The sequence below is a fragment of the Shewanella indica genome, from assembly GCF_002836975.1.
GTDB classification, from domain to species: domain Bacteria; phylum Pseudomonadota; class Gammaproteobacteria; order Enterobacterales; family Shewanellaceae; genus Shewanella; species Shewanella indica.
In genome coordinates this window covers 26,783-50,617 of sequence record NZ_NIJK01000012.1, presented here as the reverse complement: position 1 = coordinate 50,617, position 23,835 = coordinate 26,783, and the positions used below count along the sequence as shown (strand labels likewise).

27 protein-coding genes and 1 riboswitch are annotated in these 23,835 nt (G+C 53.6%); of the genes, 6 read left to right on the top strand and 21 right to left on the bottom strand.

Features of this window, described 5'->3' with window-relative positions; all coding sequences use genetic code 11:
* Window positions 1–21: 21 nt before the first annotated feature.
* The 3 genes from CX650_RS03360 to CX650_RS03350 all read right to left on the bottom strand — a co-directional run bounded on the left by CX650_RS03360 (window position 22) and on the right by CX650_RS03350 (window position 2,709).
* Window positions 22–477, bottom strand: a complete 456-nt coding sequence (locus CX650_RS03360; protein WP_071475971.1) for a GNAT family N-acetyltransferase — start codon at window positions 475–477, stop codon at window positions 22–24.
* A 44-nt stretch (window positions 478–521) separates the two neighbouring features.
* Entirely contained in the window at window positions 522–1,136 is a 615-nt protein-coding gene (locus CX650_RS03355; protein WP_101095022.1) for a GNAT family N-acetyltransferase, read from the bottom strand.
* A gap of 316 nt (window positions 1,137–1,452) precedes the next feature.
* Window positions 1,453–2,709, bottom strand: coding sequence for an adenylosuccinate synthetase (locus CX650_RS03350; protein ID WP_039032752.1), 1,257 nt, complete (start codon window positions 2,707–2,709; stop codon window positions 1,453–1,455).
* 216 nt (window positions 2,710–2,925) lie between these two features.
* On the opposite strand from CX650_RS03350, the gene CX650_RS03345 reads away from it, so the two are divergent.
* Window positions 2,926–3,813 (top strand): LysR family transcriptional regulator, encoded by an 888-nt coding sequence (locus tag CX650_RS03345; RefSeq protein WP_039032751.1) that lies wholly within the window; start codon window positions 2,926–2,928, stop codon window positions 3,811–3,813.
* Window positions 3,814–3,894: 81 nt separating this feature from the next.
* Here the strand turns inward: CX650_RS03345 and CX650_RS03340 are convergent, their stop codons facing one another.
* Entirely contained in the window at window positions 3,895–4,518 is a 624-nt protein-coding gene (locus CX650_RS03340) for a 2OG-Fe(II) oxygenase (protein WP_101095021.1), read from the bottom strand.
* Window positions 4,519–4,857: 339 nt separating this feature from the next.
* On the opposite strand from CX650_RS03340, the gene CX650_RS03335 reads away from it, so the two are divergent.
* Both CX650_RS03335 and CX650_RS03330 read left to right on the top strand, forming a co-directional pair.
* Entirely contained in the window at window positions 4,858–5,466 is a 609-nt protein-coding gene (locus tag CX650_RS03335) for a hypothetical protein (protein WP_039032749.1), read from the top strand.
* A 12-nt stretch (window positions 5,467–5,478) separates the two neighbouring features.
* Window positions 5,479–6,219, top strand: a complete 741-nt coding sequence (locus tag CX650_RS03330) for an oxygen-binding di-iron domain-containing protein (protein WP_101095020.1) — start codon at window positions 5,479–5,481, stop codon at window positions 6,217–6,219.
* Window positions 6,220–6,286: 67 nt separating this feature from the next.
* Here CX650_RS03330 and CX650_RS03325 read toward each other — a convergent pair whose 3' ends face one another.
* The 11 genes from CX650_RS03325 to hinT form a co-directional block, all read right to left on the bottom strand.
* Window positions 6,287–6,835 carry an NAD(P)H nitroreductase gene (locus CX650_RS03325; protein ID WP_025887130.1) on the bottom strand — a complete coding sequence of 183 codons (549 nt, stop codon included), beginning with the start codon at window positions 6,833–6,835 and terminating at the stop codon, window positions 6,287–6,289.
* Between the two features lie 100 nt (window positions 6,836–6,935).
* Window positions 6,936–7,547 (bottom strand): HvfX family Cu-binding RiPP maturation protein, encoded by a 612-nt coding sequence (locus tag CX650_RS03320; protein ID WP_100142410.1) that lies wholly within the window; start codon window positions 7,545–7,547, stop codon window positions 6,936–6,938.
* 276 nt (window positions 7,548–7,823) lie between these two features.
* The gene (locus CX650_RS03315) at window positions 7,824–8,669 is read right to left on the bottom strand and encodes a DUF6279 family lipoprotein (RefSeq protein ID WP_101095019.1); all 846 of its coding nucleotides are present in this window, start codon (window positions 8,667–8,669) and stop codon (window positions 7,824–7,826) included.
* Between the two features lie 52 nt (window positions 8,670–8,721).
* Entirely contained in the window at window positions 8,722–9,840 is a 1,119-nt protein-coding gene (locus CX650_RS03310) for a phosphotransferase (protein ID WP_101095018.1), read from the bottom strand.
* Window positions 9,837–10,487 (bottom strand): nicotinamide riboside transporter PnuC, encoded by a 651-nt coding sequence (pnuC, locus tag CX650_RS03305; protein ID WP_101095017.1) that lies wholly within the window; start codon window positions 10,485–10,487, stop codon window positions 9,837–9,839. The genes CX650_RS03310 and pnuC overlap by 4 nt, the downstream gene beginning before the upstream one ends.
* A 3-nt stretch (window positions 10,488–10,490) precedes the next feature.
* The gene (locus CX650_RS03300; protein ID WP_025887126.1) at window positions 10,491–10,751 is read right to left on the bottom strand and encodes a hypothetical protein; all 261 of its coding nucleotides are present in this window, start codon (window positions 10,749–10,751) and stop codon (window positions 10,491–10,493) included.
* A gap of 63 nt (window positions 10,752–10,814) precedes the next feature.
* On the bottom strand, window positions 10,815–13,007 hold the full coding sequence (locus CX650_RS03295; protein ID WP_101095016.1) for a TonB-dependent receptor: 2,193 nt from the start codon (window positions 13,005–13,007) through the stop codon (window positions 10,815–10,817).
* Between the two features lie 55 nt (window positions 13,008–13,062).
* Window positions 13,063–13,172, bottom strand: a riboswitch (TPP riboswitch).
* 147 nt (window positions 13,173–13,319) lie between these two features.
* Window positions 13,320–13,709, bottom strand: a complete 390-nt coding sequence (locus CX650_RS03290; RefSeq protein ID WP_093983145.1) for a YcfL family putative periplasmic lipoprotein — start codon at window positions 13,707–13,709, stop codon at window positions 13,320–13,322.
* A gap of 17 nt (window positions 13,710–13,726) precedes the next feature.
* Complete coding sequence (locus tag CX650_RS03285) at window positions 13,727–14,179, bottom strand: PaaI family thioesterase (RefSeq protein ID WP_039032743.1); 453 nt, start codon at window positions 14,177–14,179, stop codon at window positions 13,727–13,729.
* The gene (locus CX650_RS03280; RefSeq protein WP_028780462.1) at window positions 14,176–14,676 is read right to left on the bottom strand and encodes a PaaI family thioesterase; all 501 of its coding nucleotides are present in this window, start codon (window positions 14,674–14,676) and stop codon (window positions 14,176–14,178) included. Before CX650_RS03280 ends, CX650_RS03285 begins: the two co-directional genes overlap by 4 nt.
* Window positions 14,673–15,029 carry a purine nucleoside phosphoramidase gene (gene hinT, locus CX650_RS03275; protein WP_101052958.1) on the bottom strand — a complete coding sequence of 119 codons (357 nt, stop codon included), beginning with the start codon at window positions 15,027–15,029 and terminating at the stop codon, window positions 14,673–14,675. Before hinT ends, CX650_RS03280 begins: the two co-directional genes overlap by 4 nt.
* Window positions 15,030–15,268: 239 nt before the next feature.
* Here hinT and CX650_RS03270 point away from each other — a divergent pair, with 239 nt between their 5' ends.
* Entirely contained in the window at window positions 15,269–17,023 is a 1,755-nt protein-coding gene (locus CX650_RS03270; RefSeq protein WP_101095015.1) for a M61 family metallopeptidase, read from the top strand.
* Window positions 17,024–17,287: 264 nt separating this feature from the next.
* On the opposite strand, the gene CX650_RS03265 is transcribed toward CX650_RS03270, so the two are convergent.
* Entirely contained in the window at window positions 17,288–17,536 is a 249-nt protein-coding gene (locus CX650_RS03265) for a helix-turn-helix domain-containing protein (RefSeq protein ID WP_101095014.1), read from the bottom strand.
* A 244-nt stretch (window positions 17,537–17,780) separates the two neighbouring features.
* Here CX650_RS03265 and CX650_RS03260 point away from each other — a divergent pair, with 244 nt between their 5' ends.
* Window positions 17,781–18,521, top strand: a complete 741-nt coding sequence (locus CX650_RS03260) for a cytochrome b/b6 domain-containing protein (protein WP_101052954.1) — start codon at window positions 17,781–17,783, stop codon at window positions 18,519–18,521.
* A 97-nt stretch (window positions 18,522–18,618) separates the two neighbouring features.
* On the opposite strand, the gene cctA is transcribed toward CX650_RS03260, so the two are convergent.
* Window positions 18,619–18,966, bottom strand: coding sequence for a tetraheme c-type cytochrome CctA (gene cctA / locus CX650_RS03255; RefSeq protein WP_039032738.1), 348 nt, complete (start codon window positions 18,964–18,966; stop codon window positions 18,619–18,621).
* Between the two features lie 307 nt (window positions 18,967–19,273).
* On the bottom strand, window positions 19,274–20,137 hold the full coding sequence (gene htpX, locus CX650_RS03250) for a protease HtpX (protein WP_071475976.1): 864 nt from the start codon (window positions 20,135–20,137) through the stop codon (window positions 19,274–19,276).
* A gap of 286 nt (window positions 20,138–20,423) precedes the next feature.
* On the opposite strand from htpX, the gene pepE reads away from it, so the two are divergent.
* Window positions 20,424–21,134: a dipeptidase PepE gene (pepE, locus tag CX650_RS03245; protein ID WP_039032736.1), complete on the top strand. Its 711-nt coding sequence runs from the start codon at window positions 20,424–20,426 to the stop codon at window positions 21,132–21,134.
* Window positions 21,135–21,180: 46 nt separating this feature from the next.
* Here pepE and bioD read toward each other — a convergent pair whose 3' ends face one another.
* The 3 genes from bioD to CX650_RS03230 are packed head-to-tail and all read right to left on the bottom strand — an operon-like array spanning window position 21,181 to window position 23,835.
* Window positions 21,181–21,870, bottom strand: coding sequence for a dethiobiotin synthase (gene bioD / locus CX650_RS03240; protein WP_101095045.1), 690 nt, complete (start codon window positions 21,868–21,870; stop codon window positions 21,181–21,183).
* A gap of 37 nt (window positions 21,871–21,907) precedes the next feature.
* On the bottom strand, window positions 21,908–22,699 hold the full coding sequence (locus CX650_RS03235; RefSeq protein WP_101095013.1) for a methyltransferase domain-containing protein: 792 nt from the start codon (window positions 22,697–22,699) through the stop codon (window positions 21,908–21,910).
* Window positions 22,696–23,835 carry an aminotransferase class I/II-fold pyridoxal phosphate-dependent enzyme gene (locus tag CX650_RS03230; RefSeq protein ID WP_101095012.1) on the bottom strand — a complete coding sequence of 380 codons (1,140 nt, stop codon included), beginning with the start codon at window positions 23,833–23,835 and terminating at the stop codon, window positions 22,696–22,698. Before CX650_RS03230 ends, CX650_RS03235 begins: the two co-directional genes overlap by 4 nt.

Below are 23,835 nucleotides of genomic sequence, written 5' to 3'. Positions count from 1 at the left end.
TACTTTAGTGCCTGATGAATTTCAAGGTTTTAGAGTCAGACTGTAATGGAAAAATTCATTGTCCCGGACAAAACCAATGGACTCATAGAGCGCCTGCGCCCTGACGTTATTACGCAGGGTTTCGAGGATCAATTCATCAATGCCCTGTGCTTTGGCATAATTCAGCGCGGCATCGAGCAGCGCACGACCTATGCCGACACACCTGGCATGTTGAGTAACATAAATATCATTGAGGATCAGCAGCTGCGCCGCCCGCAGCGAAGAAAAGCCGGGATAGAGCTGCACAAACCCCAAAGCCTGGTTTTGCTCATCCGGCAGATAAAATATCACGGATTCATCCCGCTTAAGCCTTTGGCTGATAAAGCTTAACGCCAGTTCGGGCTCGCTGGGATAACCATAAAACTGACGATACTCATCAAACAGCGGTGAGATAATCTCGGCATCCTGTGACTGTGCCCGAATAACTTGCTTTAGCATGAATGGTTTCCCTTCGATTCAATATTGTCCTAAGTGGCGCTTACTCACTGTGCGAGTTCGACACGGTACTGATCACTGTAAAATGCCAGCCTGTCCTTGAGGCCTTGCTTCACCTCTGGCCATTCGCTGTCAATGATGGAATAAACCACTGTATCCCTGACGCTGCCGTCCTTGAGCAGTCTGTGATTGCGTAAGATGCCATCTTGCTTGGCCCCCAGGCGGGTGATGGCCTCCCGCGAAGCCTGGTTGTGAAAATGGGTTCTGAACTCCACCGCCATCACATCCAGAGTCTCAAAGGCGTACTCCAGCAACAACAGCTTGGTTTCGGTATTGATGGCGCTGCGCTGCACACTCTTGGCATACCAGGTATACCCAATCTCCAGCCGTCGGTTAGCCTGATCCCAGTTGCAAATGCGGGTACAACCAACAATTGCACCGCTGTCTCGGCTACGTACTGCAAAGGCCAAGGCTTCACCGCGCTGCTCACTGTCCAAAGCCTGCTGGATATAGTCCTTCATCTCATCCGGATGCGGCACGTTGGTGTACCACAAGCGCCACAACTCACCATCGGCAACCGCCAACGACAGCGCCGGCAGATGATCCTGACTCAAAGGTTCGAGGATCACATGTTCTCCGGTCAAGCATGCTTCCAGTCCCATGATTTGCCTCCCTAATAATGCAAGATAATGATTTAACGCTTGTTTAAATACCAGACTAACATGAATAAATCATTAAACCAGATTAAATGTTAACAAATGGTTTCTTTCAAAACGACTGTAAAAATCAAAGCCAATGATAACAGCAGGTCAGTTCAAAGGGCACGGCAATAAATTGCAATGCGGAGGGGAAATAGCTAACAGCAAAGAAAGCACAATGACCCAAATAAAGCTAGGTCAATTAACAAATACTATGATGCCCAAGCCTCCCTTAACTATGTCACACACGGAGAGACTTGGGCATAAACAGGCAACCTTGTTAACGCAGGATCATCTGCGCCCGCTCTGGGCCAACAGAGATCATTTTCACCGGAACACCCATCAGCTCTTCAACCCGCTGCACGTACTTTTGTGCCGCCAGTGGCAGGCTCTCAAAGGTGCGGCAAGCCGTGATGTCTTCGCTCCAGCCTTCCATCTGCTCATAAACAGGCGCCAAAGCAGAGGTTTGTGGCCAAATCGGGTTTTCGCTGTGATCGCCCTGATAATCGATGCAGATTTTCAGATCCTGCATCCCACTCAAACAATCCAGCTTGGTCAGCGCCACTTCGGTCGCCGCCTGCAGCTCGACACCGTTGCGGGTGGCCACAGCATCGAAATAGCCCATATCACGGGGACGCCCGGTTACCGCGCCGTACTCATTGGCGGCTTCGCGGAAGTTGTCCTGCTCTTCCATGGCGGTGATCAAGGTGCCGGTTCCAACGGAGGAGCTGAAGGACTTGGCTACCGCAATCACCCGCTCGGGGCGCAGTGCCGGTAAACCACTGCCAAGACCGGCATAAGCAGCGGTCACGTTAGAAGAAGTGGTCCAAGGGTATTCACCGTAAACAAGATCACGACCCGCGCCCAACTGGGCTTCAAAAAGCAGGTTTTGATCTTTTGCCTGCAGCGCTTTCAGCGGCTCACTCACGTTGCAGATGGCATCACGCCAAGGTGCGGACACTTCCAGCAACCAGGCGGTCATCTCTTCTGCGGTTTGCGAAAATTCAAAAGAGGGATACAGCGCCTTAAGCTGCGGCAGTTTCCAGTCCAGCATAAACTGGATACGTTCACGCAGTACTTCAGGCTGCTTCAACCAACCCACCAGAATGCCTTTTTTCATTACCCGGTCACCGTAAGCCGGGGCAATGCCCTGGCGGGTAGAACCATAAGCGCCGTCACCGAGACGCTCTTCTTCCAGAGTATCTTCAATGGCGTGGATTGGCAGGCACAGAGTCGCCCGGTCGGAAATGCACAGATTGACATTGACGCCGGCGGCTTTTACCTCGGCAATCTCTTCGGAAAGTGGCGCCGGGCTTATCACCATGCCGGGACCCAATACCGCCAAACAACTTGGATTGAATACGCCGCTAGGCAGTTGATGCAGTTTGAATGTACCAAAGTCATTCACAACTGTGTGGCCGGCATTGTTGCCGCCCTGAAAACGTATACTCGCCGCCGCGCTATCTGCCAGATAGTCCACGATACGGCCTTTACCTTCATCACCCCAGTTTGCACCAACTACAACAATAGACGACATTTCCAGTTCTCCTAAACAAAAACCTGTCTATCCTATGACCACGGCATGAATAAGAAAAATTAATAATCATTATAAGCTTGATAAGAAATCCATATCAGGATATTTTGCATCGGAATCGAAGATAGTGGGCAATTGCCATGACCAAGCCGCCAACCATAAAGCGCCTGCCCCTCAAACGTCAAAAGTACCGTTTAAAAAACCCTTAAAGAGGCTGCTATGCTCGAACTCCATTGGCTTAAGACCTTTGTCACCCTGGCCCGCCTGGAACACTTCGGCAAGGCAGCCAATGAGCTGCATATGACTCAACCCAATGTCAGCTTGCATATCAAGCAGTTGGAGCAAACCACCCGGGTAAAGCTGATTGAGCGTAATCCATTTCGGCTGACCCAAGCCGGTGAGCGCTTGTTAAGGAGTGCACACAACACCCTGATGGAGCTGCAAAGCTGCCAGGCCGATCTCAACGCCATCAATGATCTGTGCCAGGGCACCATGACCATAGCCGCCAGCGATATCATTTCCAGATGGCTGCTGATAGGCCCTTTTCAGTCGTTCAAAACCGAATTCCCCGGCATCGACCTGACGTTGCTGAACACCACCTCCTCCCAGGCAGCAGACCTGGTAAAAAGTGCCAAGGCCGATCTCGGCTTTGTTATGGCGCAAAAAGAGAGTCAGCCGCTGCATTTTACCGAGCTAAAACAAGTAAAATGGTACGCCTTGGGCAATGATCTCAAGACCTGGCAGAAGGGTAAAGTCCCAAGCCCGCAGGAAGCACCTACCTTGATACTGCTGGGACATGATACCCGCACCCGGGATCTGATTGACCCGGCGCTTCCCGAGCTCAAACTACCGGAATATCGCATCATGGAAGTGGGCAGCGTGGATGCCCAAATAGACTGGGCCGAAGCCGGTTTCGGTATTGCCATAGTGCCGGACTTTGCCCTGCATCCCAAACTCAACCTACAGTCCTGCATGACGCCACTGCCCAGTTTCCCCTCGGCCAGCCTGGGATATATAGTGCGCCAGAACCAAGTGCTATCCAAAGCCATCAAAAAACTGCTCCATTGGGTAGATGAAGAGATTCTCCGCTCACCGAGTGTTAGCTGAAGCTACTGCATAAGCCTGATGCCCCTGGATTTAGCTTGTGCTCAAAAATACCGCCCAGAGGCAACATGCCAGTAGTGTTATTTATGGTAGTTCATAGCTACCGGCTACCCGAAACCAACCGGCTATGCTGGCGCGATCTTTATGGGTTGGCAGTACTTCATGGGGGAAACGCTCACTCAGGAAGATCACCAGAGTGCCCATTCTCGGCGGGATCTGCTCAAGCAAAGCGTCGTCCTCTTCATAGAGCATCAGCTCACCGCCATCACCCTGTTGCCAATCGGGGTTCAAAAAAAATACCGTGGTCAAAATCCGGTTGCGACTGCCCCGCAGCGCATCTAAGTGTTTACGGTAAAAAGTACCAGGGCGATAAAAGGCGTAATGGCTTTCATAATCGAATAGCCCCATAAACAGGCGCTGGTTAAGCCCATGACGCAAGCAGGCCATGTATTCCAAATAGTCGGCATCCGGTTGTTGTGCTTCATGCAACCAGCGGATCCTGTCTGAACGTATCTCCTGTTCGCGAACACGCTCATTGCCACGGCCGATTTCAGCCCAGCGAAAACTCTCTACCGGCGAGTGGTTAACCTTATCCAGCAACGCGCGGCTCAATGTCTCCGGCAGCACATCCTCAAGCACTATGTATCCCTTGTCCGTAAGTGCATCGGCAATCCTGTCCAATAGTTCATCGTCTAACAGCGAAACCAAATGGGTATCCTCTCTGAAATGCTGCGGCTGTTGTTGCCTGTGTACTGACAAAGCCACAACCTAAAAAGCCCCCACTCGAATAAAGCAGGGGCTGGTTCTGATAGTTGCGGATACTAGAGCATTCGATTTAGGCTGACAATCAAAATAAAACTTTTAATTCATATGGTTACAACACTAATTATCTATTCTCAAAGCGGTTCTTCAAGCTAAACAAAGTGCAAATTCAAGCGCTTGAGTTATGGCTTGAATCCATTGACGGGAAAAATCGGCTCGCGCCGGTTGGGAAGTGAATTATCTTCTATACTCTCAAACAGGATTATGACTGTAAAACAGTGAATTATGGGATCAGAACGTCAACCAACGCGTCAGTTCTATGTTCGTGCCGCCATCATAGCCGCCGAACTGGAAAAGACTCAGGGCCACTGCAAAGAGATCAATATTATCGCCAGCAATGCCCAGGCGGCATCGATTCGTGCCGGCAGCATGGCACTGGGCTTCAAGGCGCTGACCCACTCCATCGACGAACTGGCGCATTTCACCACCCACTCAGCCGCGAAAATCAATCATCTGGCGCAGACCATCAGCCGCCTGACCAGCGAGCAGACCAGAGTCCGCAAGGCGATGCTGCAATTTGCCCGCGCCAGGGAGAAAGCCCGCAAAGCCCGTTATGGCGACAGCATCATGCCGGCGCTGGAGAAGAACAGCCAACACTTTACGGCCCTTGAGCAGCAGTGCAAACGCCTGAGCCTGGACATTGAATTGCAATTGGAAGAGCTCTGCCAGCAGCTGAAAACCGCTAAAGTGCTGGCCTCGCTGTGCCGCATCGAAGCCTGCCGGATAAAACCCGCCGATCAGGCCACTTTCAACCATGTTGCCAACCGGGTCGATGCTGCTGCCGGCGCGATCCGCACTCAGGTAGATAAGGCGATTCAATTACTTGAACAATAAGGGAGTACAGGGATGAAGAGCCAACTCTTGTTGGAAACCCATAGCCACAAATGGATCTATTTTGGCCGGGATCCGGACAAACCCGACGGCATCATAGACACCAATCAATATATGTTGGTCACTGCCGAGCAGGCTTTGCTGATGGACCCGGGGGGCATAGAGCTATTTGCCCCCATGCTGGCCAATGTGGTTTGTCACATCCCCATAGAGCAGCTCACCCATCTATTCGCCTCCCACCAGGATCCCGATATCATCTCCTCCCTGGGGTTGTGGGATCAGACGCTGGAGCTGGCCCAGCTGCACGCGCCCTGGATTTGGGAAGGTTTCATCCGCCATTTCGGGATGGAGCATATCCAATACCAGGCCATTAAAGATCAAGGCGGCAAGCTGACGCTTGATGGCGTAGAGGTGCAGTTTATCCCGGCGCATTATCTGCACGCTTCCGGCAATTTTCATGTCTACGACCCTGTCGGCAAGATACTTATGTCAGGCGATATAGGTGCGGCACTGGAAGACACGGATGCCGGGCTGTTTGTCGATGACTTTGGCCGTCATACCGAGAAGATGCGCTTTTTTCATCAAAGATGGATGCCCTCCAACCGCGCCAAACAGGACTGGATAGCCAGAGTGAGAGAGCTGGAGCTGGACTATTTATGTCCGCAGCACGGACGGATATTCAGGGGCGAGCAGATACCTGAGTTTCTCGACTGGTTTGAACGCCTGGAAGTGGGGGTTGCGGTCACAGGCAACTGAATGTAATAGCTTGATGCCATGAGCTTAGCTCATGGCAAATTCTCCGCCATTGAGTGTCCGGCAGCTATCAGAGATAGCGGGCAAAGGCGCTGCCCTCTTTGGTGGCTTTGAGCGGCGCTTCAACCACAGGGGTGCCCAGATAGAGAAAACCCACTATCTGATCGCTGCCATCAAGCCCCAACGCCGTATTGACCGTAGAGTCAAAGGCAAAGGCACCAGTGCGCCATATTCCGCCAAGCCCCTGGGCAAATGCGGCCTGCTGCATCGCCATCACGGCGCAGCCGGCTGCCAATTGCTGCTCCAACTCAGGGACCTTGGGATGATCTTTGGTCTTGGCAACCACGGTTATCACCATAGGCGCCCTGAGCGGCATACCGGCAGCCTTGTTGATAAAGCCCTCGTCGGCACCATCTGCTGTTGCGGCCGCCACAAAAATATCCGCCAGGCGATTGAGCCCTTCGCCGGTAGCAATAATAAACTCCCAGGGCGCCAGGCCACCGTGATCCGGTACTCTGGCCGCGGCATCCAGGATAATTTTCAGTTGCGCCTCATTCGGCGCCGGAGCCTGCAGTCGTGGACATGATTGACGGGTAAGAAGAAGAGTAAGTGCGTCCAATGCGCGATCCTCAGCTGAGATATCAATGAATTCACAGGATACCAAATCCGCCCCGGATCGCCAGAGGCAAAAAAGCAGGACGACTTGTTTTAAGCAACAATCAGCCGAGGTTAGCGGTTTTGGGCAGCCATTTACGGCCAATAAAATAGTCCACACTGGTGTAACGGCCGCCGCCCATAAACAGCAATACCAACAGCATAATGAAATAAGTAGCCGCAAACTCAATGCCGTTGTTGAGGATCACCAGGTTACCCGAACTGGTAAGCCAGTCGTAATTGCCGTGCTCCTGCAGTATCCCCTTGGCCCGCTCAAGCTTCTCCACCGAAGCCATCACCCTGTCGTTTGCGAGCCAGGATGAGGGATCGGCAATCGCCAGCCAGCCGTTGGACCAGTGCACACTGAAGGCCGCCACCAACATGGTAATACTCATGGGGATAGCCACCAGCCGAGTGGCCAACCCGAGCAGAAGCAGCAAGCCACCAAAAAATTCGGTCCCGGCGGCCAGCGCCACCATCACTTCAGGCATGGGCAAGCCCAGCCCCCAGTCCGGATTACCGAACCAGGCCGCAGTGTCACTGAAGTGGCTGAGTTTGTTGTAACCGGCCTGCACCAGCACCGGCGCCAGATAGAGCCGCAGCGCCAAAGGTGCCAGGCCATCGAAGTGTCGCAGTGATTTCAAAAATGCCGCATAGGTTTGAATGATGGCTTGCATGAAAACCTCCTTATTCGGGGAGTATTCCTGTCATGTTGCAGTTGACCCGGCAATAAGCGATTTTATTTCAGTCTTTACTTTAGGAAGCTGCAAACAAGTCCCATGCCTGCTCTGCGTCCGCTTACGGGCCTGGATGCAAGGCGTGGTTCGCGGACAAATGGTCCAATGCCCGTTCTACAGACCAAAGACCCGCTTTACGACCCCATAAGCTCAGGGTTATGTCTGCCTCATAAGCTCAGGGCTATGTCTGCCTCATAAGCTCAGGGCTGTGCCAACTCAAGGCGATGCCTGACTCAGTTCATCCAGATCGTCAATCAAGTTGCCCAGCTTACGCTTGAAGTGTTTTTGCTGGCGCTCACTCAGGCTCTGGTGCAGTTGCAATAACAGCATGCCGAAGTTTTCCGTGTTCTGCGCCAATTTCTGCTTGTGCACATCTGACTTGAGCTCATCGGGCGATGTCATCAGCAGCCGCAAGCGCTGCGCCAACAAGTCAGAATCACTGCGTTGCAGCAAGGCTTGTTTGAACTGCCGGAGCCACTCGTGACGATACTCGAGCCACATATCCAGGGTCGCCAGTCGGCGGCTGTTGTGCTCATGGATCAGGGCCTTTTGCTGCTCACTCAAACGCCCCAGCCAATCGGCAAACAGCTCCTCCAGCCGTTCATCCGCATCTTCAATCAGTTGTTCCTGGTTCTTGTCCTTGTATTCATCCACCAGCTCCTGCTCATCGGCCTCCAGTTTGGCAATCACCTGGGCGACCTGTTTGTCACTCAAAGAGGCGATAAGGGGCAAAAGATCGTCAAACACCTGGGCAAACAGCCGAAACCAGTGATCTCTTGCCGTATCCACATGATGGCGCCAACTCTGTGGCGTTAAAGTGCCATCGGCAAGCTCGGTTTGCAGCGTTTTTAACTGGGCACTGTATCTGGGTAGCTCCTGGCGGCGATGCCAGGCGAGAAAAGGGTCGAGAATGGCGTCAAACGCCTGCTCCTGTTGCCGGTCGAGAGTGACATAATCTTCCAGCTGCCACTCTATGGCCCAATCGAGGAAATAATAGCTGACCTTGGTGGAGCAGGCACTGAGCGCAATAAGCAGCGCCAGGGCAATAACAATGCGTTTCATCCATTAAATTCTTTAAGTTGGCTAAGACCAGGCGACAGCTTCCCTGCCTGACTCATTGATGCTTTACAAGATGCCAGAAGTCATCAAACCAGTCGAGATAAGACTGCTGCTGATTGTCCCAGGCCATCTGCAAGGCCCAGCAGCAGGCAAACAGCCAGTAGACATCGACAGCTGCAGCCACGGCCAGGTGAGCATCGCCGGTTAAATGCGGATGCTGCTCAAGATAGTGATAGATGAGCCACTGTTGCCCATCGGCGCTCAGTTGATGGGATGACAGCACCCCGGCCAACTCAAACAGCGGGTGGGAAGCGCAGGCATATTCAAAATCGACGCACTTGAGTCCATCCTCGGCCAGCAGCAAATTATGAGGATTGAGATCCCTGTGACAATACTGCAGCCTCAGCAGGCAGGCCTCCAGCCGAGTGTTGCACTGCTCGAATAACCCTTGGGCCGAATGAAGTTGCATGAGCCGCTGTTGCCAGCTTGAAGGCTGCCCCCGGCTCAGTGCCATGTCATCGAGCCGCTCCAGATAGATGCGCCACTGCTCGGCAACACTGATTTCGAGCTTGGGGGCCGGCAATGCTCTCAGCCCCAGCAGCAACTCCAGCAGCAAGGCCTGAGGTGATTTTCCTTGCCTGGCTCCCAATACAGCGCCTGAGCCAACTTCATGTTTAGGTTCATGTTTAGGTTCATGTTTAGACTCATGTTTAGAATCATGCTTAGAATCATGTTTGCGCTCAGGCAGGCCAGAGAAGCTGTTGCGATTAACAAAGGCATTATGAGCCGCGCTTGCGATCTCGGCCGCGCCTTTGGATGCGAGTAACTGCTGCCAGTTGGCTTGCGGCGCTTGTTCGATAAAGCGGCTCAGATATAACCCCTTGTCAGCGCTGACCCAAATCAGCCCTGGTGCCAAATTCGCCTTCTCGGCAACCCGCCAACATGCCAGTTCGTTGTTTCTGTCGCAGATACGGTCTGAGCCCGGGGAATTGACTCTCAGCACCAATAACTCGCTGCCGGCCTGCAAGAGCCAGTTTTGGTTGCTTAGCCCAAGGGTGAGCGGCTTGGCCCCCTCAAGCGGCCACAACTGTAGCCGCTTGAGGGCGGCGTTGAGCTCGCAGCTCAAACCTTCACCCAGACTGGCCTCAAGTTCTGTCAGCGGTTTGCCTTTCATGCCGCGCCGCTTTCAAGCTGTGAGGAGTCGCGACCGCGGGATTCCTGGGCTCTGGCGCGCCAGATAAAGTATCCGGCTACCGCCATCCCCACGTAGAGCACAAACAAGAGTGAGGTCAACATCAAGCCCTTGCTTAAATAGAGATAGATGGACACCAGATCGATAACCACCCAATAGAGCCAGTTTTCCAGCACTTTGCGCGCCACCAGAAAAGTCGTCATCACAGCAAAACAGCTGGTTGCCGCATCCAGGTAGGGAAAGGCTGCCTGAGTGAAAGTCGCCATCATATGACCGACAAACAGAGACACCAACCCAGTCAACAAAATCAGCACCAGGTGCCGCTGCCAGGGCCAGGAGGTCACAGCCACTCCTTGATGGTTTTCCCCACCCCGGCGCCAGAGCCAGTATCCGTACAACGCCATCGCCATGTAATAGACGTTGAGCACTGACTCCATCAGCAGCGCGACTTTCCAGAACAGCACAGTGTAGATGGCAGTGCTGGCAAAGGCTGCCGCCCAACACCAGATATTGGCTTTCATGGCCAGCAGCAGATAGGCCAAGGCCAATACCACGGCTACCGCTTCCCAAGCGCCCATTCCCTGGGCCTGAGAGCCGGCCTCGGCGAGCCAGTGCGAGAATTCACTCATGGGTTATTCCCTGTGGCCCAAGTTCAGCTCACCGCCGATAAATTTACAGACAAACACCGCCTTGCCAAATTTCTCGTGCGCTGCCTGCATCTCAGTGGCCAGCATGGCCATCACCTCGGCATAATCACCGCACACCTGTGTCGCCATGGCATTGGTGGTTCTCTCTATGTTGGCATAAGTGTCCAGGCGCTTGATAAACCATTGAATAGGCTCCAGATACTCATCGTGGAGCGGATACATGCTGATTTCGGCAGTTAACTTCATTTTACATCTCCTGTAATGAACCGGGGCACTGCTACACACCCCGGCCGACAACGGCTTATGCCATCAGATAAATTTGACCTTGAAGGTCACACCAATCTGGCGTGGGTCCCCGTAGCGGATATATTGCTTCTTGGCCCAGTTTTGATCCGGCTCATTGCCGAAGTAGAAACCGCGCACGCCGTATTTTTCATCGAACAGGTTGCGACCCCAGAGGTAAATCGACCACTTGTCTGCCTCATAGCCCAGCTTGGCGTTGACCACTTGATAGTCTTCAGAGCGGGAGTCATTGCTGTCTGAGTAATAGAACGCACTCTTGCCACTGCTGTTGAGGTTGGCAAACCAGCCCATGTCATTGCGCCAGGTCATGCCGAGACTATAGGTCCATCTCGGCGAGTGGGCCAGTTCCCGGCCACTGAGATCCACAGGGTTGCCATATTTACCCTGATACAGGTAATCACCGTATTCTGTCTGCAGATACCCAAGGCTGGTGTAGAACTGCAGTGAATCTGTGGGATACCAGTTGGCTTCCAGCTCGGCGCCATAGTTATTGGAGCTGCCGGCGTTTTCGGTGAACAGAATAAAGTGCTGGGGATCGATAGTTTCGGTGAACAGAATAAAGCGCTGGGGATCGACAGGATCCTGCAGCGAGGCCGCTACCTGCTGATCTTCCCTGTCCATAAAGAACAGTGCCAGACGAGTATCCAACAAGCCATCGGCCCAGCTGGATTTCAGCCCCAGTTCATAGTTGTAGAGGATTTCGGTATCGAACTCTTTCTTGTCGGCCAGCTCCTGGGGCAGCGTCATATTGAAACCACCAGCCTTGTAGCCCCTGGCTATCCGAGCATAGGCTTCATGGTGTTCAGCCAGCGCCTTGGACAGGGCGATATGGCCGCCCCACATGTTTTCCGATGGGCTAAAGGCATCACCTTTGCTGTCGCTGTAGTCACTCTCACGTCGCTCGAGACGAGCACCGATAGACAGGCTGTAGCCCGCCCCCAGATCTGAGTCCAACTGGGCAAACACCGCATAGTTACTGGCGCTGTAGCGGGAAGTCAGCACTTCATCCGGCCCGCCGTTGGATTCAGAGTAGAGATCATTGTCCTCATCGAGATCCATAAAATAGAGCCCGGCCAGCCAGTCTGTGCTGCCGCCGAAAATCCGCCCGGCCTCGTTGGAGCTGAATCTGAACTCCTGTGACAGAGTACGCCGCTCGCCGCGTTTATCCCAGGTGTAATCGTACTCACAGGGTGCGCCGCCGCACTCTTTCCCGGCCCAGTAATCCGGGTTGGCCCAGTCACCGTCGTAACCGTGGTGATGATCTGTAGCGGCATAGCTTGACAGGGACACCAGCTCAAAAGCCTCAAAGCCGGTATAGCTCAGCTTGAGACTGGATCCCGTGGTGCGCTGCTTGTCGACGCCCGGCGCATCGGTAATGGTATCGAAGCCGTTATTGTCCAAAGTCCAGGCATCATAACCATTGTCAAAATCGGCATGCAGTAGAGTGAAGTCCGCCTGCAATTTGTCGGTGGCGTACCAGCGCAGCTTGATACGGCCGCTGAATTCATCACGCTCATTGGTATCGTCACGGCCCAGATACAGGTTGTCGCGATAACCGTTCTGCTTGTGTTGCTGCAGCGCCACACGATAGAGCAGCTTGCCGGAATCAGTCACTGGGCCGGAGCTGAAGCCGCTAAAGGTTTGCAGATTATCATTACCGAGCGAGACTTCGGCGCCGTGCTCGAACACGTCTGTGGGATCATTGCTCTTGAGATAGATAAGACCGGCCAGGGCATTGGCGCCATAGCTGGTGCCCTGGGGGCCGCGCAGCACTTCAAACTGCTGCAGGTCGTACAGGCTGGAAACGCTGCCCAGCCCGGAGAGATCGATATCGTCGATAATAAAGCCCACAGAGGAGTTGGGCGCTCCCTGGTATTGCTCCTGCTCACCTACACCGCGGATCTGGAAGTATCTTGGCCGGGAGCTGGCACCTGACCAGTTGAAGTTGGCTACGTTACCCAACATGTCTTCGAAATGCTCGGCGCCTTGATCTTCAATGCGCTGCTCGTCGATAACAGTCACGCTGGAGGGCATCTTCTCCAGCGTCAGACCACGAAAGTCGCCGCTGACGACTATCACTTCCATGGCTTGTTGCTCATCTTGATTTTCAACGCCGGGATTATCGGCGGCATGAACGGGTGCCCACAGCAACATCTGAATGGTGCTGGCAAGCAGAGTAGGTACGGTAAACTTGGACATAGGACCTCAAATATTCACAGTTTGAGATCCGGCAATAAGAAAGCGAGTTGAAAGTGCACGAATTGTGGCCCATTCCTACGCCGGTACTAGCCGGATCAGGTTCTAAGGGTTCGTCATACGACATCTCAGTCAACCGCAATGCGGTAAACACCCCTTGGCGCGGGCCAGTATACACGAGTTACCAACAAAAGTGAGCCAGGTTGCCAAATTGTACCCGAGGGCATAAAAAAACCGCCCACTCCAATACTCCCGAGTGTTGAGCATTCAACGGGAATAATGGCTCGGGCGGCAGTGGTGCCGAGGTTGCAACTTTTAGTTTGAAAAGGCCTCGCGCACATAGATCTCAAAACGGCTGGCGGTCGGATTCGGCGCCACGGCGCTCACCTGCAACTGCTGTTTACCATGCAGCTTAACCGACTTCCAGGACACGCCTTCATCATCCAGGGTATAGCCGCTGGCATCATACCAGGTGAATTTGTATTGAATGCGCATATCGGTAGCGACTTTGCTGCTGATGGTGGCTGTGCCTCTGAGCAAGCCGCCCTCGCCTCTGGCCATAAGATCACCGACACTTACAGAGCGGGCAAAGCTGCTATTGTCGATACGGCTTTCACCGGTCGAGCTGGCATACACCCCGGCCGTATGGTTGGCGCAGCCTGCCAGAGCCAGCAGGGTTGCTGCTATTACCAAGACTTTTTTCATCTGCCAATCCCTTATTCTCAATCAATCAAAAAGTGTGCCCGGGCGGTTGCAATCAACTGCTTGCGGTTGGTTTGCCAGCAGTCGATATTGACATTGGCCACTCGCCGTCCCTGACGGGTAATTCGGCACTCGGCGAAGCTGTCCTTATGATAACCGGCACGTAAATAGTCGATGGAAAAATCAACTACCTTGGGCACCTTACTGGTTTGCATAAACACCATAAGCTGGATGATGGCCGACATCTCCATAAACCCGGCTATCACCCCGCCGTGAATGGCCGGCAGTACCGGGTTACCTATGTTGTCATCTTTGGCCGGCAGACGAAACACCAGTTCATCGCCAAACCGTTCAACCAACATGCCAATAAAGCGGGCGTAGGGCACATGCTCAAGCAAGTGACTGAAATCATTGGTTTCTGTCACTTTGGCAACTATGCTTTTTACATCCAGGGATGCCTTGGGATCTGTCATTTCGTCTCCTCACCCATCAGTGCCTTGCGGAAAGTATCCCCTATCATTTCAGGGCTTATCCGCATAAAGGAGCCAACCGCATGGGCGATGGGGTCGTCTATGCTGTCCTGATAGGCAATGGCCCGGGTGAACGCCACGCTGGATGACAACTTATAACACTCGGCAAAACCATACACCGGCTTGTGGGGCTCAGCGGGCTTCATATAGTCCACCCGCAGATCCAAAGTCGGCGAGATCTCCAGCGAACCATATTTGTCCTTGATGGCACAAACCACGGCACAGCCACTGGCAGTATCCATCAAAGTAGTGATAACCCCACCATGAATAACCCCGGTTTCAGGGTAACCCACCAGCTCGGTGCTGTAAGGCAATTCTATCAGTACATGGTGCTCACTGGCCTCATGCACCTTGAGCCCGAGGCGGCGGCACTGGGCCAACTGGTTGACGAAACGGGTAGCCAGGGTCGTCAGCGGGAAAAACTCCGGATTGACTTTCATGACGCTGAACTCACCATAGGCCCCAAGGCTTTACCGCCAAGCAGATGCATGTGGATGTGGAACACTTCCTGGCCGCCATGTTCATTACAGTTGATGATTAAACGATAACCGTCCTCGGCGATCCCGGCCTCGGTGGCCAGCTTGGCGGCCACAGTCACCATACGGCCTATGGCCTGCTCGTCAGAGGCCTTGGCGTCATTGACCGTGGGGATCAGATGATTGGGCACTATCAGCACGTGGGTGGGCGCCTTGGGATTGATGTCCCGAAAGGCGGTTACCAGTTCGTCCTGATACAGTATGTCCGTGGGAATTTCACGGCGGATAATTTTGCTGAATATGGTTTCTTCGGCCATTTTGCCACTCCGGTGTGTCGGTTCAGGCTCGGCCCAAGGGCCAAACCTCTGTGTTCTTGGCAGTATAATACCATTCGGCCCGGAGATGTAATCGGCCACGGCGATTTGAACCCCAAGCTATTTAAAACTCGGCAAGTAATTGCCGCAGCCTGGCTTTTTTGGCAGCATTGTCGCCATGCTCAGCCGGATAGCACCCAATTTGGCTCCCGGCACTCGCCAACGATTCACACGGATATCAGATGATCAGTTATCAGATTTGCCCCATAGATCCCCACGCTCACCTGTTCGAGGTCAAAATCACCATTCAGGCACCAGCCCCAAGACAAGAACTTTGGTTGCCATCCTGGATCCCGGGCAGCTACATGGTTCGCGATTTTTGTCGCAATATCATAGATCTTAAAGCCTTTGATGAGCAGGAGCGTCCGCTCAGCATTACTCAGCTCGACAAACAGCGCTGGCAGATAGATTCCAATGCCGAGTCGCTGCATCTGCGCTACTCGGTTTATGCCTGGGATATGTCGGTGCGCAGCGCCCACCTGGATCAGACCCACGGCTTTTTCAACGGCAGCAGCGTCTTTTTGGCGGTGGCCGGCAAAGAGCTTGAGCCGCTGGAGCTGGAAATTCAGCCTCCCAAAGAGGAAGCCAACTGGCAGCTGGCAACAACCCTGAGTCGAACCGAAGGTGAAGAGTGGCAGTTCGGCCGTTTCAGCGCCGCCAACTATGATGAGCTTATCGACCATCCAGTGGAGATGGGCACCTTTACCCACGGCAGCTTTGAAGCCTGTGGCGTGCGCCATGATGTGATACTGACCGGGCGTCACCGCTGCCACATGCCCAGGCTGCTTGACGATCTCAAGGCTATTTGCGAAAGCCAGATCCGCCTCTTCGGTGAAGCGCCGTTTGAGCGCTACCTGTTTATGACCCAGGTATTGGGCAATGGCTTTGGAGGACTGGAACACAGAGCCTCCACCGCCCTGCACTGCTCCCGCAAGGATCTGCCGCTGAGTATGGAGATGCCGGTCAACAAGGATTACCGCACTTATCTGTCGCTCTGCAGTCACGAATACTTCCACAGCTGGAACGTCAAACGCATTAAGCCTGCCAGCTTTATTCCCTATGCGCTGGAGGCTGAGAGCTACACCCGTCAGCTGTGGGCTTATGAAGGTATCACTTCCTACTATGATGACCTGATGACACTCAGAGCCAACAGGATTTCCAATGAGCAATATCTGGAGATGTTATCCCAGACCATGACCCGGGTGTATCGCATGCCGGGCAGGCAGTTGCAGAGCCTGACAGATTCGAGCTTCAATGCCTGGACCAAGTTCTACAAACAGGATGAAAACGCCGCCAACGCCATCGTCAGCTATTACACCAAGGGAGCTTTGTTTGCCCTGTATCTGGACTTGACTCTGAGACTGGAAACCCAGGGAAAATACACACTGGATAACCTGATGCAAAAGCTGTGGCAGGCCTTTGGCAGCCAGGGGATAGGCACTGAAGATGACTCTCATCGCCGCCTTTATGAGGAGCTGCTTGGCCGGGATGCCAGCGCAGAATTTGCCTTTCTGGATAATACCCAAGAGTTGCCACTGGCGCCCCTGCTGGCGCAATTCGGAATCGAGATGCAGCTTCGCAGTGCCCAAGGCGCTCAGGATCAGGGCGGTGGGGATGTTGAAGGGCAAAAAATCGGCTTTGGAGCCCGCTACAAGGCTGAAGCCCTGGGGTTAAGGATTGTGAGTGTGACCAACGGCAGCGCGGCTCACAGCGCCGGGCTCGCGCCTCAAGACCTGTTGATTGCCGCCAATGGTTTGCAGGTCGGCGCTCTGTTTGAAAATGAACTGCAGCAATATGAGCCCGGCGATAGTCTGGAGCTGCACTTCTTCCGCCGTGATGAACTGATGACAGGCCTGCTGCCTATCAAACCGGCGGCAATAGATACTGTGTCACTCAAGCTCACCGAACCAGCCAAAGCCAAGGCCTGGCTGGGTTAAGGAAGGTGCGAACAAGTCCCATGCGTGCTCTGCGTCGGCTTACAGGCCTGGATGCAAGGCGTGGTTCGCAGCAAATGGCCCTAGTCCTTTGCAAGAAGCATAACACAGCAGGCAGGCCTGTAAGCCACGCCCTTTGGGGCTTTCACAGCAACCGGCTCTCTACGTTATCCGACTTCGACAGGCCCCGGCATGCCTTCAGTCAGATGCCTTGAACGCCAATTGCTGTGTAAGCCAGAGTGCCGCGAGGACTTATTCGCACCTTCCCTAACTCTCGGCCACATCGGCCATCAAGTGACGCTGGGCCCAGGCCATCACCTGGGCTCGATTGTTTACATTCAGTTTGCCAAACATCCGATAAAGATGGGTCTTGACTGCAGACGACAACAACAGGCATTCATACTCCACCCTTTTGGGATAATGCAGTAACACCACTTTGCAACTGCGGCTCTTGGCGGCCTGTTTAAGGATTTTATAGCCCAAGGCCGACTCCACTATAGCCAAATCCAGCAGCATGTCGACATCGGCTCCGTCAACAGAGCAGATCTGGCCCCCCCTGCCAATGCATCACATTGAACCTAGACTGCCCTCAGCTAAAAACTCGAAACCTACATAGCCGGAACATGCGTATCAAAATAGACAACTGCTTGAAATGGAAGCACAGATCTCTACCAAAAACTCAAAATGAATAAGAGTTAACTGAACAAGCGCCGCTACAGACGTTAACATAAAGGGGTAAAACAGATCTGGGGGATCAAATATGCAAACAAATACTGCGGGCGAAGTGCGCCTGTCTCGCTATAAGGCCTGGGATCTTCCTACTCGCCTTTTTCATTGGATAAACCTGCTTTTGGTGCTGCTGATGATGACCATCGGCGGGGTAATGATGTTCAAATCTGACTTCGGGATCAGTGGTCTCGACGCCAAAATCGGCTTAAAGACACTGCACGTCTGGATAGGTTATGCCTTTGCCATCAACCTGGCATTCAGATTACTGTGGGGATTATTCGGCCCTATCAAAGCCCGTCTTGGTAAACTACTCCCCAAAAAAGGGGAATTGGCAGGCTATCGTGCAGCACTCAAGAAAGGCGAAAACCCACAATATCTCGGCCATAATCCGGCGGGCAAACTGGCGGTCATCGCTCTGTTTGGTCTGCTGACCCTGATTATGGTGACAGGTTTGGTGCGAGCCGGTACTGACATCTTCTATCCACCGCTGGGCGGCATGGTTCAGGAATATATCGCCGCCGATGGTGTTGAGCCTGCCAGCCTCAAACCCTATGATGACACAGGCGTTAATCCAGACAAAGCTGCAGCGATTAAGGGCGCCAAGGGCTTGGCAGGGAAAGTACATGTCTACAGCGTATATCTGTTGCTTCTCTTGATATTGCTGCACATAGTTGCAGTGATCCACGCCGAGCGTAAGCGTCAGCCCGGTATTATTTCTGCTATGTTTTCAGGCAATAAATATCTGCCAACAACGCCGGTGGATAAAGACTGACAGAGATCTTGGCTCACCATACAGGGCTCGAGATAAGCGCAAGCCAGAAACAATAACGCCGGCATCAAGCCGGCGTTGTCATTCGTGCGATATGCGCTTACTTCAGAGTGCTTTCCGAAGTACGGCCATCATCGTGGCAGCTATCGCAGGTAGGCTTCTGACCTACATTCATGTCGTGGGGAGCGTGGCAGTCAGCACACATCAAAGCACCATCGTGTGGCTTGTGTACCGCGTCCATTTCTGCCAGCGAACCGTGACAGCTCTGACACTGTTCAAATTCATAGGCGCCGTCAGCTGAAGGTGAACCATCGGCATGACAGCTTTCACAGCCACCCATATCCGCGTGGAAATCTGACAGCTTCTGATCTTCTGCAAAAGCAGATGGTGACATGGCCAGCGCGGCCAAACCGGCACCGAACAACACACTTAAGAGTTTCTTGCTCACAATAATATCCTCCGATGATGACAGTCGAGCAAAGGTTCTTATGTCAGGTATGACCTTTGTCTCACTATCAGTAAATAGCACGACTTGGATTAACTTAGCCAAGCTTTTGCCAATTGGCAAACTAATTCTGAGTCGCCGCCACTTTAACAACTTGCGCAAAAGCAAAATGTGCGCTGAATCATGTAACCATCGGTTAATTACGGAATTTTACATTTTGCTTACCTATAAACATCTGTATCAATAAGCGTTTCAAGCGCATAAAAAAGGAGACCAACAGGTCTCCTTTAGAGAAAGTATCGCTGAATTATTAGCGGTTTCTCAGCGCTTCAATACGCTTTTCAAGCGGTGGGTGACTCATAAAGAGTTCAGTCATTGAACGCTTGCCATTGATACCGAAGGCCGACATATTGGCCGGCATGGCACCGGTTTCCGGCCCGGTACGCAGACGTTCAAGGGCAGCAATCATCTTGTTCTTACCGGCAAGGCGAGCGGCACCTTCGTCGGCGCGGAACTCACGAATGCGGGAGAAGTATGCCACCACAATGGATGCCAGAATACCAAACAGCATATCCAGCACAAATACCACAGCCATGTAAGCGATAGTGCCCAGGCCTTCACCCTCTTCATCGTTGCTGGCAACAAAGTTGTTGACGATACCGGCAACCACGCGGGCGGCGAAGATAACAAAGGTGTTCACCACGCCCTGGATCAGGGTCAGTGTCACCATGTCACCGTTGGCCACGTGGCTGACTTCGTGCGCCAGTACGGCTTCGACTTCATCGGCGCTCATACCGTAAAGCAAACCTGTACTCACGGCTACCAGAGAGTTGTTTTTACTTGGGCCTGTAGCAAAGGCGTTCAGTTCAGGCGATTGGTAAATAGCCACTTCCGGCATCTTAATCCCGGCCTGCTGCGCCTGACGGGCTACGGTCTCGAGCAACCAACGCTCTGTGTTATCACGGGGCTGAGTGATCACCTCACAACCCATAGTTTTCTTGGCCATCCATTTGGAAATCGCCAAGCTGATAAAGGCGCCACCAAAACCGAAGATCGCCGCAAATACCAGCAAGCCACCCATGGTTTGAGTATTGACACCCAAAATAGACATGACAATCGATGCCACCAACAGAATGGCAAGGTTAGTCAAAATCAATAGAAATACACGCTTCATATCAGCTCCTGTAAGGTACCCTTGTACCGGAATTGCGTCATTGCAGACATAATATGTCCACTTGGCGGGAATTCAAGAGGAAAAAGGTAAATTATTGTTTAGCTTTCTGCCTAAACGCCCCGGCTACGCAGAGGAAGCAGTCTAGGTAGAGTTGATTAAATCAAACTTAATCAATTGCCGAGTGCGGCTTTTTAACGCGACCAAAAGCACCTGTGGCGATTGTTGAGTGTAAAGGCTTTTTGTTACCATCAAGCAACGTAAATCAATCTGAAGGACAGCGACGATTATGACAATAAATACCCTGCTGCTCAGCAGCTCCCGCGCTGGCGACACCCCCTACCTGGAACATGCCCTGCCCTATATTGAGCCCATGGCAGAAAAAGCCCGCAAGTGGATATTTATCCCTTATGCCGGTGTCAGCATGAGCTACGACAACTATCTGGAAGCCGTGGTTAATGGCCTGGCACCATTGAGGCTGGATATCTCCTCTATCCATCAACATGGCGACCCCAAGCAGGCCATTCGCGATGCTGACGGCATTCTGGTTGGCGGTGGCAACACCTTCCACCTGTTGCATGAGTTGTACCGCTACGACCTGCTGCATCTGATCAAAGAGGAAGTCGCCGCCGGCAAACCCTATATCGGCTGGAGTGCAGGCTCAAATATTGCCGGCCTCAGCATACGTACCACCAATGATATGCCTATTATAGAGCCGCCATCATTCAGTGCCCTTGGCCTGCTGCCACTGCAAATCAATCCGCATTACAGCAACTACAAAACGCCGGGGCATAATGGTGAAACCCGGGCCCAGCGCTTGCTTGAGTTTACTTGTGTCGATCCCAAGACGCCGGTACTGGCCATCCAGGAAGGCAGCGCCCTGTTGCTTAAGGACAATAAACTGAGTCTTTTGGGAGATAAGGAAGCTTATCTGTTCAGCGGTGTAGAGCAGGAGATCCCCGTACCTGTAGGCAGTGATCTTTCCAATCTATTGAGCTAAAAAAACCTCGGCCCCACGGGGCCTTGCTGCTTTTTAACTCCAGGGCTCAAGCATGCGCTTTGGCCAGCAGAGGGCTCAAATCCAGGTGCTGAGACATGGCCTCGGCACTGGGATTAGCCAGATGCGGCACCACTCCCAACAGCGGCGCCTGCATCAAGTCTTTAAGGCTGGCCAGGTTTTCATCGAAGCGACTCATATCGGCTTCGGCGCGGTTGGCGACCCAACCGGCGATTTCAAGTCCATCGGCGCGGATCACCTCCTGGGTCAACACCGCATGATTAAGACAGCCAAGCTTCATTCCGACCACCAGAATCACGGGCAGAGCCAGTCCCTGCACCGCTTCCGATAAGAAACGCCCCTCCCCCAAAGGCAAACGCCAACCGCCGGCCCCTTCTATCAGGCAGAAATCAGCCATGGCAAACTGGGTAAAATCCAGCGCCGCCAGTACCGCATCTGGGCTGATATCCAGGCCGAGATCGGCGGCAGCAATATGAGGGGCAATCGCCGGCTCAAAACTGAAAGGATTTACCTTGTCGTACTGCAGTTTCAGAGTGGATTCATCCATCAAGGCCAGGGCGTCCGGGTTTCTCAGCCCGTAAGGAGTGTTATGGCAACCCGAGGCCAGAGGTTTAACCCCCAAGGTTTTCAAGCCATGCTCGACTCGTGCCTTATGCAGCAGAGCGGCTCCGACCTGAGTCTTGCCACTGTCGGTATCTGTACCTGTTACAAAAAAAATCATCGCTGAACTACCCCTACAGCCAAAACATCAATGGTTATTTTCGAGCCTGAACCATTACTATCCTGTATGTCAGCGGCAATCCCTTGTCCGTTCTAAGGACCTCGGCCTGCCCGTTAAGTGTATGCCAAAAACCCTTTCCCTTGAGCCCGGCGCCTGAGTTTTTGTCGGCGCCGACTGAAGCGCCGACCCCCTTGATGGAGTAAAGCAATTCCCTGAGATTGGCAAAGTGGCACTGGAAGGTGCGGCTTTGCGTGTGCAAGCTCTGCCAGGGATGCTGGCCCAGCGCTTGCGCCAACATATCCTCGGCTGCAAACGCCTTGACTCGCAGCCCCAGCGTCTGTAATTCGGGCAAACTGCCGCGGGCTACTATGGCAAGGCGCGCCGAGCCGCCCGGGCGCATAACCCGAAAAATCTCTGCCAAGGCGGCCGGAATATCGCCGCACCACTGCAGCGCCAGATTGGAATAAACCGCATCAAAGCTGTTGTCGCCAAAGGGAAGCTGCTCGGCATCGCCACAAACAGCCTGATAATAGGGGAAGTTTCCCTTCAGCTGCTTGAGCATTCCGCTGGCGATATCCAGGGCGGTCACACTTTGGGGGCCGAGCGTGGCAAAAGCCGTGCCCGGACCTGCACCTATATCCAGCAGTTTTCCTGAGTGTGGGCAATCGTTCCAGTCAAGTAAGGCTTCGGCCGTCAGACGCTGCACCTTATTGTGGCGCTCATAAGCGCTTGCCGCCTTGGAAAAGCGCCCGGCGATATCCCCAAGCGGCACGGATTGCACCAGGCCTGTATGATTGGCCAGAGGCTCATGACTCATGTTGCTCATGCCATCAGCTCCGCCAGTGCCGAGGCCAAGGCCAGTATATCCTGCTCCCTGTGCTCGGCGCTCAGGGTAATACGCAGTCTGGCACTGCCTTGGGGGACTGTGGGGGGCCGAATCGCCCCCACCAGGAAGCCGCGTTCCAAAAGCCTTGCCGCAAGCGCCATACACCTGCCACTCTCTCCCACCAACAGAGGTTGAATTGGCGACTCAGATGGCATCAAGGAGATCCCCGCCGCTTGGCAGCTGCGGCGAAAAAAAGCGATATTGGCGTTGAGGCGCTCGAGCAAAGGCTCTTGCTGGATCAGTTCCAGAGCCCCGTGCACGCCCATACAGCAGGCGGGTGACAGCGCGGTGGAATAGATGTATTCACGGGCATTGGCCACCAGATAGTCTATCAATTCCTGCGAGCCCACAATCGCCGCGCCCTGACCACCGAGCGCCTTGCCAAAGGTCACCAAGCGGGCAAATACCGGCAAGGGTGAAGACTCAAATAGGCCGAAGCCGTGGGCATCATCGAGAATAAGCGGGCTGCCGTGCTCTTGGCACAAGTGACTCAATTTACCAAGCGGCGCCCTGTCGCCATCCATGCTGAACACGGTTTCGGTGAGCACTGCGCTACCGGGATGCCGGGCCAAAAGCGTTGTGGCGGCCGCCATATCGTTATGGGCAAAACGCCGTATTTTGGCCTTTGAGTCGCGCAGGCCATCTATCATGGAGGCGTGCACCAATTTGTCGGCAATCACTGTATCTTCGGCGCTAAACAGGGTTTTCATCAGCGCAGTGTTGGCGGCAAAACCACAACTGAACAGTAACGCCGCTTCTGCACCGAGTGCCCGGCACAGACCTTGTTCCAGCTTGAGATGCGCCTCGCTGTAACCTGAAACCAGAGGTGAAGCGCCGCTGCCGCAGCCATAGAGAGTTGCCCCCTTGGCAAGCGCAGAGATGACCTTGGGATGACGGGCCAGGCCCAGATAATCATTGGCGGCAAAATCCAGCAATGGTTTGCCTGTGGCTTGGGCAACAGGATGCAATAGTCGCTCACGGCCGGACGCTGCGGCGAAGCAACGTCTTTCCCTGAGCAAGCCGCCGCGCGCAAGCTCCTCACGGCGGCGGGCCATTTTGTCCAGCAATGAGGTCAA

What these genes read in the sequence shown, in the direction of transcription:
- CX650_RS03360 (WP_071475971.1), bottom strand. Translation starts at nt 477, where the DNA reads ATGCTAAAGCAAGTTATTCGGGCACAGTCACAGGATGCCGAGATTATC.
- CX650_RS03355 (WP_101095022.1), bottom strand. Translation starts at nt 1,136, where the DNA reads ATGGGACTGGAAGCATGCTTGACCGGAGAACATGTGATCCTCGAACCT.
- CX650_RS03350 (WP_039032752.1), bottom strand. Translation starts at nt 2,709, where the DNA reads ATGTCGTCTATTGTTGTAGTTGGTGCAAACTGGGGTGATGAAGGTAAA.
- CX650_RS03345 (WP_039032751.1), top strand. Translation starts at nt 2,926, where the DNA reads ATGCTCGAACTCCATTGGCTTAAGACCTTTGTCACCCTGGCCCGCCTG.
- CX650_RS03335 (WP_039032749.1), top strand. Translation starts at nt 4,858, where the DNA reads ATGGGATCAGAACGTCAACCAACGCGTCAGTTCTATGTTCGTGCCGCC.
- CX650_RS03330 (WP_101095020.1), top strand. Translation starts at nt 5,479, where the DNA reads ATGAAGAGCCAACTCTTGTTGGAAACCCATAGCCACAAATGGATCTAT.
- CX650_RS03320 (WP_100142410.1), bottom strand. Translation starts at nt 7,547, where the DNA reads ATGCAAGCCATCATTCAAACCTATGCGGCATTTTTGAAATCACTGCGA.
- CX650_RS03315 (WP_101095019.1), bottom strand. Translation starts at nt 8,669, where the DNA reads ATGAAACGCATTGTTATTGCCCTGGCGCTGCTTATTGCGCTCAGTGCC.
- CX650_RS03310 (WP_101095018.1), bottom strand. Translation starts at nt 9,840, where the DNA reads ATGAAAGGCAAACCGCTGACAGAACTTGAGGCCAGTCTGGGTGAAGGT.
- pnuC (WP_101095017.1), bottom strand. Translation starts at nt 10,487, where the DNA reads ATGAGTGAATTCTCGCACTGGCTCGCCGAGGCCGGCTCTCAGGCCCAG.
- CX650_RS03300 (WP_025887126.1), bottom strand. Translation starts at nt 10,751, where the DNA reads ATGAAGTTAACTGCCGAAATCAGCATGTATCCGCTCCACGATGAGTAT.
- CX650_RS03295 (WP_101095016.1), bottom strand. Translation starts at nt 13,007, where the DNA reads ATGTCCAAGTTTACCGTACCTACTCTGCTTGCCAGCACCATTCAGATG.
- CX650_RS03290 (WP_093983145.1), bottom strand. Translation starts at nt 13,709, where the DNA reads ATGAAAAAAGTCTTGGTAATAGCAGCAACCCTGCTGGCTCTGGCAGGC.
- CX650_RS03285 (WP_039032743.1), bottom strand. Translation starts at nt 14,179, where the DNA reads ATGACAGATCCCAAGGCATCCCTGGATGTAAAAAGCATAGTTGCCAAA.
- CX650_RS03280 (WP_028780462.1), bottom strand. Translation starts at nt 14,676, where the DNA reads ATGAAAGTCAATCCGGAGTTTTTCCCGCTGACGACCCTGGCTACCCGT.
- hinT (WP_101052958.1), bottom strand. Translation starts at nt 15,029, where the DNA reads ATGGCCGAAGAAACCATATTCAGCAAAATTATCCGCCGTGAAATTCCC.
- CX650_RS03270 (WP_101095015.1), top strand. Translation starts at nt 15,269, where the DNA reads ATGATCAGTTATCAGATTTGCCCCATAGATCCCCACGCTCACCTGTTC.
- CX650_RS03265 (WP_101095014.1), bottom strand. Translation starts at nt 17,536, where the DNA reads ATGCTGCTGGATTTGGCTATAGTGGAGTCGGCCTTGGGCTATAAAATC.
- CX650_RS03260 (WP_101052954.1), top strand. Translation starts at nt 17,781, where the DNA reads ATGCAAACAAATACTGCGGGCGAAGTGCGCCTGTCTCGCTATAAGGCC.
- htpX (WP_071475976.1), bottom strand. Translation starts at nt 20,137, where the DNA reads ATGAAGCGTGTATTTCTATTGATTTTGACTAACCTTGCCATTCTGTTG.
- pepE (WP_039032736.1), top strand. Translation starts at nt 20,424, where the DNA reads ATGACAATAAATACCCTGCTGCTCAGCAGCTCCCGCGCTGGCGACACC.
- CX650_RS03235 (WP_101095013.1), bottom strand. Translation starts at nt 22,699, where the DNA reads ATGAGCAACATGAGTCATGAGCCTCTGGCCAATCATACAGGCCTGGTG.